The following is an 11,852-nucleotide window of genomic DNA, read 5'->3' as shown; positions in this document are numbered from 1 at the left end:
TCCAAGACGGACACATCCTCTCAAAAATCATTGTAAGGACTTAACTAAAATGTGTCCATGAAACTATACTAACTCCAGCTTTTATATTAATTCGGCTGTGCGATTTGAACTTATAAACTTTTTTAATTAATAAATTCTCCATATTTATATACTTATATTAAACCTTTGTCCATGGCAGTTATAGTGAAGAATACATAGTGTAATAAGAGTGAATTTAACTGATGCCTCAGTGCACAAGTGCAAAAGAGAAAGTGCCTTTTTTCCTCGGGCAAATAAGAGCTATTGAAATAGAAGTTCTTTACCTTTAAGTATCTAATAGAAAGGTATTTGCTGGATTAAATATCAAATCGCTTAGTCACAGTACAAGTTTCCTAAGCAATGAGAACATTTCTTAGAGAATAGATAGGTTAATAATAAAAAAACAACAGAAGGTGAGATAATTGGAAAAATATTATGTGGTAGGAGCTCAACAAAAGAACGGTGTCTACAAAGACTGGGAACAATATCAAAAGGGTGTGATACTAAAAGTTTCTCCAGGACACAATCTCATTGAAAAATGTATAGAATATATTTCACCTCCAGAAGTTATTCCAGAAAAATCCCCTTCCATTTCTTTCACAGCAGCGACCATTGAAAACAATCATCTATATGTAGGCACGCAGACGGAAATATTAGTGTATACCCTTCCGAACTTTCAAAAAGTTGGTTATCTATCACTTCCTTGTTTTAATGACATTCATCATGTTAGTCCTACATCAGAAGGAAATTTATTCGTTGTAAATACTGGATTGGATATGGTACTGGAGATAACGCCTATAGGGAAAATTTTAAATGAATGGCATGTTTTTGGAGAGAATATATGGCGAAAATTTTCCCGCACGATCGATTATCGTAAAGTAGCCACTACGAAACCCCATCAATCGCATCCTAACTTTGTATTTCAAATCGGAAAAGATATTTGGGCAACCCGCTGCTTGCAGGAAGATGCAATCTGTTTAACTGAACCTAAAAAACAAATTCAAATTGGCGGAGAAAAGGTTCATGACGGTATTTTGTTTGGAGATTCGATTTACTTTACTCAAGTAAACGGACAAGTGGTCAGGGTTGATATTCATACACTTAGAGTAAAACAAGTATTTAATTTAAATAACTACACCAACACTAATAAAAATTTGGGTTGGTGCAGAGGGATTAACGTGCTTGATGAACATAAGGTGATAGTTGGGTTTTCAAGAATAAGACCCTCCAAAAAGTTTAAAGAAGACGGAACAATTATCATGGAAGGAGAATATGGTAGTTTACCAACAAGGATCGCTTGTTATGATTTAAAACATGGAAAATTATTATGGGAGCAACAGCTTGAGGAATATAATTTGAATGCAATATATTCGATTCATAAAGCATAGAAATCATTCAACTATATAATGATCAGGCGATAAAAAAAGATGTAGTACTTTTTGGAGTTAGAGGGCTTCCTATAGACGGCCGTTTTAAATTCCAATATTAATATTATTTCAACCCATGAAGTGACCAATAAATGATTACATTGGACGTTGTTAGTTAATTTGTCTTTCGAGAAATTGACTAACAAGCTCAAATTCATTTTAGCAGAGTGCTTTCCAAGCGTTTGTTATACAATCTCGATTTTAAATACGAGATAACCGCGATGATTCCTGGTGTATTTGGTTTTTGATACAAGAGTGATAAGCTTGTTGACTCAACTGTCATATTAGTAAGCAATTGTATGTAGCTCCTTCTAAAAACTCCTTATAATGTTCCTATTTAGGCACCAATTGTTGCTCATGAGTTGCTTAATTCTTCAGACGGATCCTCTTTTCAGCTTTCACCTTAAAGTCAGATGAAAAGCAAACGAACAATCAGATACTTCTTGATTCACATGAGGAAAAATCTTTACCACGTTCATTGACCCACTAAATTATCTGAATTGAATTCAGACAGGTTCCTAGTTTTCAGAAATAGAAAAATCTCGAATATGACCTTTTTTGAAGTGTCTATAATAGGGATATTCACAGATGAATTTTACAATTTTTGTTTTAAATGAAATCTAATACAGTTTATGAAACCTTTGCATATCCTATTTAGAGATTTCTATATAAACGGGAGATTACTCTATATAGTTGAGTGAAAATAAATGACTGAAAATAATACTTTTAGTAAAAGAATGAATTCAGAGAATCTATATTTGACGAGCACACTTTTATAGGGTGTGGATTCGGCTCTTACATCGGAAAAATAAAATATTGATAATCAATAAATCGGATAAATGAGGACCCTACAGCAATAATTTAGGTGTGAATTAAGGACTCTTTTTATGTTGGATGAATATACAAAGGTAAAAGGAATCGTTTTGTAGGAGGAAAACATGAAAAAGCTCATCATATTCGCGTTTATCGGTTTTTTGGCTCAGTTAATTGATGGATCCTTAGGTATGGCATATGGGGTTACTTCAACATCGCTGTTGTTGACATTTGGAATTGCCCCTGCAGTGGCTTCTGCATCCGTACATTTGTCCGAGGTAGTGACTACTGCTGCTTCTGGTATATCCCATATGAAATTCGGGAACGTTGATCGTCAAGCGCTTTTTAAATTAATCATTCCTGGTTCAATTGGGGCATTTGCAGGAGCGTGTTTTTTGAGTAATTTACCAGGAAATGTAGTAAGACCTTATATTTCGATCTTTTTGTTAATTCTTGGCGTATATGTACTTTTTCGTTTTTTAATTATGTCTAAAACAAGAAGTGAAAGAAAATCAATTAATATATCAAGAAAAAAATCAATCGTTTTGGGGTTAATGGCTGGATTTGCAGATGCAACCGGTGGGGGAGGGTGGGGCCCGATTACAACTCCAGTCCTTTTATCCCAAAAAGGTGTTCCTGCTAGAAAAGTAGTTGGTACGGTGGATACGAGTGAGTTTGCTGTTGCTGTTTCTGCAACGTTGGGATTTCTTATTGCATTAGGTTGGCAGGAAGTGAACTGGTTTTGGGTAATTGCACTTATGGCAGGGGGAATCATTGCCGCACCCATCGCTGCCTGGATCGTTACTAAATTGCCATCTTATTTATTGGGAGTCCTTGTAGGGGGATTCATTATTCTGACGAATGCACGAACGTTGATTAACACTTGGACGTTTCTTGATCATTGGTCTTCCGTTATTTATATGCTCATATTAATTGGCTGGACAGTATCATTAGTGTATGTGATCCGAAATAATAAAAATCCTGTTCCATAACGAAAAAATAAAGGGGAGATAATATGGGTCAAGATGAGTATATCCATCATCATTCATTTTCCATTACAAAAGAACATAGGCAAGCTTTACATGGACATAAAAGCTTTATTCTTTGGTTTACAGGTTTATCAGGTTCAGGTAAATCAACCATAGCGAATATGGTCGAAGGAAGACTTCATGAGAAGGGGATCTCGACATATATTTTAGATGGAGATAATTTACGGAATGGATTAAATGAAGACCTTGGATTTAGTTCTGAAGATCGCAAGGAAAATATACGCCGAATAGGGGAAGTTGCCAAAATTTTTATCGATAGCGGGATAGTGGTATTAGCCACGTTTATTTCGCCTTATATTAGTGACCGAGAAGATGTCCGAAAAAAGGTACAACAGGGTGAATTTCTTGAGATTTATGTCAAATGTCCTTTAGAAGCATGTGAGAAACGAGATCCCAAAGGGTTGTATAAGAAAGCAAGAATAGGAGAAATCACTCAATTCACAGGGATTTCAGCCCCTTATGAAGAACCGGTAAACCCTGAAATCATTATTGAAACCAGTCAATATTCTATTGAAGAATGTGTTAGGCAGATTATGAACTTCTTAAAAGATAATGGGCATTTAGGGGATGTAAATATTGGGGTCTGAAAAAGTGACATTGGATCGTACAAATGATAGAGGTGTTATATATGGATGACCAAAGAACCATCATTGAACCACATGGCGGCAAGCTGATTAATCGTGAATTAACAGGCATTGCCCGTAAAGAATATTTGGAAAAGTGTAAATCGCTTTCGTCCCTGAATATCTCAAAATGGATTATTTCGGATATAGAGATGATTTCAAATGGTGGATTTAGTCCACTTATTGGGTTTATGGGGGAAAAAGATTACCAGAGCGTGTTAAAGTATATGCATCTGGCAAATGGATTACCATGGACGCTTCCGGTTACGCTTCCTGTAACAAAGGAAGATGCGAAGAGTTTAAATGTGGGGGATGAGGTGGCTCTATATAGTGTTGAGGGAGAATTGTCCGGGGTCATTCAGGTAGAAGAAATGTTTGAATACGATAAACAGGAAGAAGCTATACTCGTTTATAAAACAAAAGACTCTAACCACCCTGGGGTCAAAAAGCTATTTGAGCAAGGGGATGTGCAAATAGCTGGTCCTATTTTCCTGGTAAATAGGCCTTCACATAAACCGTTTGAAGAATTTTATATGAGTCCAAACGAAACTAGAAAAATGTTCACCGACTTAGGTTGGAATACTGTGGTCGGGTTTCAAACTAGAAATCCAGTGCATCGAGCCCATGAATACTTGCAAAAAACGGCATTAGAAACGGTTGATGGGCTTTTGTTGAATCCCCTTGTGGGTGAAACGAAAAAGGATGATATACCTGCAGATGTACGGATGGAAAGCTATCAAATTTTATTGAAAAATTACTATCCATTGGACCGAGTCCGACTTGCAATTTATACAGCGGCCATGCGTTATGCAGGTCCCAGGGAAGCCGTCTTTCATGCGCTTGTTCGAAAGAATTATGGTTGTACACACTTTATTGTCGGCCGTGATCATGCTGGGGTAGGAAATTATTATGGAACGTACGATGCACAAGAAATTTTTAGCCAGTTCGACCCTATGAAAATAGGTATTAAACCATTGTTTTTTGAACATAGCTTTTACTGTAAAAAGTGTATGAATATGGCTTCATTGAAGACATGCCCTCATTCTGCTGACGATAGGTTCATTTTAAGTGGAACGAAAGTCAGGGAAATGCTTCATGATGGTCTTACACCACCACCGGAATTTACTCGCCCTGAGGTGGCAGAAGTTCTTATTAGGGGCATGAAGAAAAAATAAATAAATGACAAATAAACTTGTGAAAATGTTTTGTGGGATTCTATGAGTAACAGTTCATATAGGGACATGAAATATTTTTATAAAATGAGCCTCTTTGTAAGTGGATATCTTTAAAACAATTTTTATAAAAATTTGGATCAGACATAAGCATAGTCGTGGACATATTGGACAACAGTAGTACATTGATGGTGAAGAGTCAAAAGCTAAAAAAGCTCTTAAAGATGTAAAAGGGGGAATGGAGGCAATAACAATTATGAGGTAATTAGGGAAATGCCCAAGGAACACTAACCTATTTGGATTTTTGTGTTTTGCCTTTCTTGACCCGGTGAATCTTGTATTGTTTATTTTAAAGGTCCAGGATCTGCTTCGTGGCGAGCTTGAGTAGGTCCCCGTCCGTAGGCCGGTCTTGGAGCCTACAACAAACAAGATATATTCACGCTCAGCCCCATTTCATATATTTTAACTGCTGTTGATCACAGATCGGCTGCACACCTTTTGGTTGCGTCAGCTCCATCGACTATTCTTTCTTCTTCATTCAAAATTTAACTTCTAAATTCTTCAAACCCACGATTTGAATACTATTTTTTCTCTTTTTTTCCGTATTAAGAGAAGAATCTTGAAAAGTTAATGAAATCAAGGATTTGAATGTATGGTAATTACACTAAATTAAAATAAAGGTACCCCTTCTTCAACTATAGGGCAGCATTCATGTAATGAGTAAAAATTAGATTTGAGCATAAAAAGACATCTAGTATGATAAAAGTGTCCTAGAGCTGGCAGCTAAAGGGACAAAATTATCGAAACAAGGAGGTCCTATCATGATTTATAACAATTTGAGGAAATCACTCAAATTACTTTTGAAACACTTATAATAGGTGTCGATATTGAAATATTCAAATATTCAAATATGTAGCCAGTTTCTTCGAAAATACGAAATAAGGATTTTGGCATTTTCTGGACTGGGTTTCGCAAGTAAAACGTGTTCAAAGAAATGGGAAGGAAAGGAAGATTTACAACTTTCTAAAACTAAATGCGTATCACATTTCTCAAGACAGGAGCTATTAAACCACTTTAGAAAGGATGTTTTATGCAGTTAGGACTTAGTAAAATTCAAGGATTGAAACATGCAGCTAGTACCTCTATTGACCAAAAACCTGACGTTCAAGAAATGTTGGCCATTACATTAAGGGAATAGGAAGAGCAGTCCCTGATCGCTTTGTGTAACAAACTCATTAGGGGTTTATAAAAAATATTTGAATTTCGGGAAGATAAAATGTTGAAGGACATTACTCATATGGCAGGACACCAGATAGCAGAAGCAGTCGATTAATTCTTGTGAGATCGGTTTTAATAGTATGGTTTCAATGGTTTTTAGACATTTAAAGCACGGATTAGTCAGTAAAGCAACTAAACTTTGGGCATGGAGACCTTCTGGGGTATTTTGACTAACATCCACCTTAGAGAAATTTTGGAATTTGAGAGCGAATATTGTGGGACATGGAGGATTGTCCTCCACGAGATATGTGGACATTGACCAGCACGATCATAATTCACAAGTTAAGGAAGGTATGGAAGTAGAATATGAAGAAGCATTTCGTGGGGCATCAATAATTATTTCTTAAATGAAAGGGTACAAATCTAACGAATTAATAGCGTTGTATGGAAGTTGAGGAGAAATATTTACCACTGGTGCAATGGGATACATTAGAAGACCATATAATTGGATTTAGACAACCCAAAAAGTTCAGAATGAAAAAATTACATATAAGTATGACACTACTTCCTAACCATTTTCATTCTCTGTGGTGAAGCATTGTTTTGTGCTACATGGAAGGCAATGGGTGCGTTATCACCATAAGAAGGCCGCCAATTCGCGGCCTTTTAAACGTATTATTCTTAGCATTATCGTACATTTTTTTGCCAATCTACTCTAGCCGTCGGTTTATGAGTTTTTATTGTTTCCAATGGCTTTATGATAAAAATTAAGAGTGTTGTTGATCATTTTATCCATTGACCAGCGTTTATGCGCCCATAACTTGGCATGATGGGAAAACTGCTCTCTAAGTAAGTCATTTTCCAAAAGGTATTTTAATTTTATATAAAGTTGTTGACTATTTCCCGCAGGAAAAACTAATCCATTTTGTCCATTTGATACCATTTCAGGAAGTGCAGCTGCATCGCTTACGATAGCAGGAAGTCCGATCAGTTGTGCTTCCATTAGAGAGTGCGGTTGTGTATCTTGCAATCCAGGTAATACAAAGATATCTGCTTGTTTAAGAAAATGGGGGACATTGTTTGTAACTCCTAAAAACTTGACTTCATTTGTAAGACCTAATCTTGTGCAATTTCCTTGGAGTTCAGATTGCATTGCCCCCTCTCCTAAAATCCAGCACTCCCAATCTCTTCTATCAAGCTTTAACTTTGCGAGCGCTTCAATGAGGTATTGAATTCCTTTCAAAAACACAAGGCGACCCGTAAAAAGAATGATCTTTTTATCCTTCGGTCGAGAAATGGGTGATTCTCCTTGAGAACGGCTTAAAAATCCTTCAATGTCCATTCCGTCCGAAAAGGTAAACAGTTTTTTTTGCATAACTGAAAATTCGTTAACAATCTTGTTATACGACCATTTAGAAGGTGCATGAATGTAGTCACTAGCATGATAACCTTCATACTCTAATGCATTGTGGTATTGATATTCAAACATCTGTTTAATTTGTTCATCCGTTTTATTGCGATGTAGTGTTTTAAGATGATAGAAAATACCTCCTGATAGATAGCCATGAGCACTAGTCACTAAAGGAATATGTTTCGGTTTTACCCTTCTTAGCGCATCCGCAGCAATTACATCTTGTGCATGAATGATATCATATTGGTTAAGTCCGTAATATAAAGCTGACAATTCTAATGAGTAACGGTATTCCTCCGTTTTGTCTATCCATTGATTAGAATGCTGAGGAAGAATTCTCTTTAGTTTTGCATCAATATGAGGAGTAATTTGTGAAATGGAAAGCTCCGGTTTTCGTCCAATAATTCGGTATTTGGTAGCATTTAAATTGTGGCTAAGAATGTCAACACTATGCCCTAAACGCTCAAGCCGTTCCTTTAATTGTGAGACAAAACTCCAAATTCCGCCAAGAGCCGGAAGTGGATAGTAAGAAGCAATTAATATTTTCATCTCTATTAACCCTCCCTTCAGTATTTTGGTGTTAGCTTGATTAACAGATGTATAGCTTTTTCCTGATCATAATCATTAATGGGCTAGTATAAAATCGAAAAACATTGTCCATGTAGTTTATATGTCACTTTCAATTTCACTTTGAAACGAATAATCGCATTCATACCATACTCTTCAACCTGTTGTTCCCACAGTTGTTTTCCCTTTTTCAAATCAAAGCAGACAATTGTCGGTAATACACCATATTCCCTATACCATGATATAGTTCCATCAGCTTCTGATTTTTTTAGGTCGTATTCTTGTAAAGCATGAGAAAGAACACTGCCTTTAGATTTGGGTACTGCTTTTTTTAGTGAGCCACCTGGGCCTTATAATATTCCAAATCATCTTCCACACTATCGAATTTCATACGAGGAAGTCCTTTCAAGGGTTTTTTTCAAGTCCCTCATTACCGTTAATATTTCCGCACTAACCCCTCTACTTTTAAGCTCATATTTCTTCGCTGTGGCTAATTGGATACCCTTATCATACAAATAACTTTGTACATCCTGTACCTTTAATTCCTTGGAAAATTGATATGTATCCCCTTATTTAGGCATAATAAAATCTATACAAGTAGTAGTTTAACATCCATGCTATTTCATGGGCTTATTATACAGTCTAACTAAGGGGAAAATATCATGTGCAAGCGGATGTAGAGTAATATATTTTAAAAATTGATGATATTCAAATCCCATAAAGCTAGTGATTTATCAGTATAGTTCATTTCTCCTTCCGTACAATTCTCATTAATAACCAAGATGGGTTTTGGAAAGTGGAATGGCTCAATCTCTAGATTAAGAGGGCGCCAGCTTCCTGTTCTTATTTCATGATTAAACGTAAGGTTTGTAAATGTTGTCGTTAATAAATACCTCGACTGGCTTGCTTTAAAATTGTTTAAAGCTGAATGAATATCAGAAAGACTAAAATGTACGAGATAATCTCTACAGAGGATTAAATCACCTGTAGGTAAACGATCTTTTGTAATGTCCATATGAAAAAACTGTACATTGTTTAATCGATATTTTTTTTTATTTCATTTAATTATCTCATCGACGATATCAATCCCAATATATAATTCTGTATTTTTGGATATTTCCTTCATCCAATTAAAATCACCACATGGTGCATCTATCATTTTTTTATCTGAAGTTGTTTTATTATGCTTGGTAATTCCTGAATGAGTGTTTTGGTTTGAGTATGTGATGAACCCGTACCAGATACAGACTTAGAATTTTCCCACTTCTTGTAAATATTAGTAAAAAGCTCTATCATTTACATTCTCACCTTTCATCATTTTGTTAATTTATTAAGGAATTAATAAAACGACATGACTCGAAAGGGTGATCTGTAAAATCTAGAAATCTATGTTGAATTTGGCAAAGTACCAATCATCATCAGATTTTCGTTTTTGAAAGTAAGCCCGTCGCTGCTTTTTAACTCCATCTAGGAGAACTTGGGATTCAATAGGGTTTGCTTTTACATGGATCATCAGTTTTTTGCACTTTTGTATGCGATGAGTATTAAAGTGAGAGTAGGCCATCCTTAATAAATTATAGTAAACTTCATCATAGCTAACTTCATAGGGGTGAGTTTTTCTGAATAAATGGATTATTTTTACATTAGGAAGAGCGTGGCAGCGAAATCCAAACAGCCATAGCTTAATAGAAAGCTCTACATCTTCATGTCCCCAAGTTTTAAATCCCGTTTCAAATCCGCCCACATCTTCAAACACTTTTTTTGAGATAATAAAACATCCTCCGGGTAATACGGCAGTTTCAAAGAGGCCATTTTGTTTAGAGTTCCATTTAATTCTAAGGTTAGACTTTAAGGTCTGACCATAGCCGATGAAAACGGAATTGCCAAACGAAGCGATTGCTGGGGTTACTGCATCTGATTTTCCAGTAAGGAGGGGTTCAACAATATGATCGATCCACAAATCTTCAAACTGTAAATGAGCATCGCAAAAAATCAGGAATTCACCAGAAGCTTTTGTTGCCCCTAAGTTTCGTGCGTTTGCAGCCCCAATTCCTTCTGTTTCAAAAAGTTTAACCTGGTTTGCGTGAATATAGGTATTAAGGAAATCGCAGCAATCATCTGATGATCCATCGTTTATAATAATCACTTCGAAGGAATAATGTGTTTCAACTGAAAATAATGAATCAAGAGTGTTTTTTACATTTTCCCCTTCATTTTTGGCTGGAAAAATTATTGAAATTAAAGGATGAGTTTTCACTTCTTTTATCTCTCCTTTTGTAACGAATTTTTCATTATTAAGAAAATATCAAGGACTGTGAAATAGATGTTAAGAGGGGGATTATCACAATCCTTTATCTTCGATTGCAAGTAGTAGTACATATTATTATAAATAAAGGTTATTATTGATGTTTTCTAAAATTCTTAAAGGGATCTATCGCTGTTTTTTGTGCTCCAGAATGTAAATTATATAAAGGATGATTTTTATAAAACATATCTAATGAAAATGAATCTGTATTAGTGTTTTTAAATTTAGAATTTGGGTAATCTTTTTTCTGATACGATGACATGATCCCGGAATTGTACTTTTGTTGAGTTTTATCATTTTCTGTGTAACTCGGTTTATTTGGGGGAAAGATTGTTTGACAATGTGATGTTTGCATATTAAAATTTTGGGTTGTAGTTTTTTGTTGGATTGTATCATTCGAGAATCGAAACGCATTTGGTTGATTCATTAATTCTTTGTTATTTGGCGAATTGAAATTCCCCATATTTACACGAGTATTTCCAACTTGCTGTTGTATTCCATTATTATTAAAAGGTTTTTCCATTTTTCTTCTTGGTTGCAAATGATTTTTCTCTTGTTCTTGAATATATTTTGCCAGTTCATCTTTATAACGTATTTCTTTTTCTTTTTGATCCTCTACCATTTTATTTATGGTTTCTATTTTTTTGATATAATTAAATTCTTTTTCTGTAAAATCTGTTATGGATTCGGTTAAGTTCTTAATTTCCTGTTGATGTTGATTTTCATTTTCCTTTAGATTGTTAATTGTCTGTTCTAAATTATCAATTTCCACTTTATAGTGATTTTCTTGCTCTGAAACAAGAGCAATCGTTTGCTTTAAATGATCAACTTCCTGTTTAAGTTGATTTTCATTTCCCTTTAGATTGTTAATCGTCTGTTCTAAATTATCAATTTCCACTTTATAGTGATTTTCTTGCTCTGAAACAAGAGCAATCGTGTGATTTAACTGATCGATTTCTTGTTGATGGTGATTTTCATTTTCCTTTAAATTAATAATCGTCTTTTCTAAACTTTCAATCTCCACTTTATATTTATTTTCTTGCTCCGAAACAAGAGCAATCGTGTGATTTAACTGATCGATTTCTTGTTGACGTTGATTTTCATTTTCCTTTAAATTGATAATCGTTTTTTCTAAATTATCAATCTCCACTTTATAGTGATTTTCTTGTTCTGAAACAAGAGCAATCGTGTGATTTAACTGATCGATTTCTTGTTGATGTTGATTTTCATTTTCCTTAAAATTAATAAT

The 11,852-nt window shown here is 35.0% G+C and carries 7 protein-coding genes and 1 pseudogene; 5 read left to right on the top strand and 3 right to left on the bottom strand.

The features are described from left to right. Positions 1-440 precede the first annotated feature (440 nt). The 5 genes and pseudogenes from ACFX4I_RS25880 to ACFX4I_RS25860 all read left to right on the top strand — a co-directional run bounded on the left by ACFX4I_RS25880 (position 441) and on the right by ACFX4I_RS25860 (position 6,914). Positions 441-1,406, top strand: a complete 966-nt coding sequence (locus ACFX4I_RS25880; protein ID WP_377424061.1) for a hypothetical protein — start codon at positions 441-443, stop codon at positions 1,404-1,406. Positions 1,407-2,383: 977 nt separating this feature from the next. After that, complete coding sequence (locus ACFX4I_RS25875) at positions 2,384-3,250, top strand: sulfite exporter TauE/SafE family protein (protein ID WP_377424059.1); 867 nt, start codon at positions 2,384-2,386, stop codon at positions 3,248-3,250. 23 nt (positions 3,251-3,273) lie between these two features. After that, positions 3,274-3,894: an adenylyl-sulfate kinase gene (gene cysC, locus ACFX4I_RS25870; protein WP_377424057.1), complete on the top strand. Its 621-nt coding sequence runs from the start codon at positions 3,274-3,276 to the stop codon at positions 3,892-3,894. Positions 3,895-3,935: 41 nt separating this feature from the next. Continuing rightward, positions 3,936-5,105: a sulfate adenylyltransferase gene (gene sat, locus ACFX4I_RS25865; RefSeq protein ID WP_377424055.1), complete on the top strand. Its 1,170-nt coding sequence runs from the start codon at positions 3,936-3,938 to the stop codon at positions 5,103-5,105. Between the two features lie 1,568 nt (positions 5,106-6,673). Next, a pseudogene (locus ACFX4I_RS25860) lies at positions 6,674-6,914 on the top strand (antibiotic biosynthesis monooxygenase family protein). A gap of 133 nt (positions 6,915-7,047) precedes the next feature. Here the strand turns inward: ACFX4I_RS25860 and ACFX4I_RS25855 are convergent. The 3 genes from ACFX4I_RS25855 to ACFX4I_RS25845 form a co-directional block, all read right to left on the bottom strand. Then, positions 7,048-8,280, bottom strand: a complete 1,233-nt coding sequence (locus ACFX4I_RS25855) for a glycosyltransferase family 4 protein (RefSeq protein WP_377424053.1) — start codon at positions 8,278-8,280, stop codon at positions 7,048-7,050. A gap of 1,396 nt (positions 8,281-9,676) precedes the next feature. Further along, complete coding sequence (locus tag ACFX4I_RS25850; RefSeq protein WP_377424051.1) at positions 9,677-10,555, bottom strand: glycosyltransferase family 2 protein; 879 nt, start codon at positions 10,553-10,555, stop codon at positions 9,677-9,679. A 142-nt stretch (positions 10,556-10,697) separates the two neighbouring features. Then, a partial coding sequence (locus ACFX4I_RS25845; RefSeq protein WP_377424048.1) for a coiled-coil domain-containing protein occupies positions 10,698-11,852 on the bottom strand: 1,155 nt, incomplete at its 5' end.

Origin of the sequence: Peribacillus sp. YIM B13472 (genome assembly GCF_042788005.1) — a bacterium.
Lineage (GTDB): Bacteria > Bacillota > Bacilli > Bacillales > DSM-1321 > Peribacillus > Peribacillus simplex_E.
The sequence above is the reverse complement of the archived record's forward strand: the minus strand, read 5'-3'. Positions and strand labels throughout refer to the sequence as shown.

Coding starts and splice junctions, on each gene's coding strand:
- sat (WP_377424055.1), top strand. CDS start 3,936: ATGGATGACCAAAGAACCATCATTGAACCACATGGCGGCAAGCTGATT.
- ACFX4I_RS25875 (WP_377424059.1), top strand. CDS start 2,384: ATGAAAAAGCTCATCATATTCGCGTTTATCGGTTTTTTGGCTCAGTTA.
- ACFX4I_RS25855 (WP_377424053.1), bottom strand. CDS start 8,280: ATGAAAATATTAATTGCTTCTTACTATCCACTTCCGGCTCTTGGCGGA.
- cysC (WP_377424057.1), top strand. CDS start 3,274: ATGGGTCAAGATGAGTATATCCATCATCATTCATTTTCCATTACAAAA.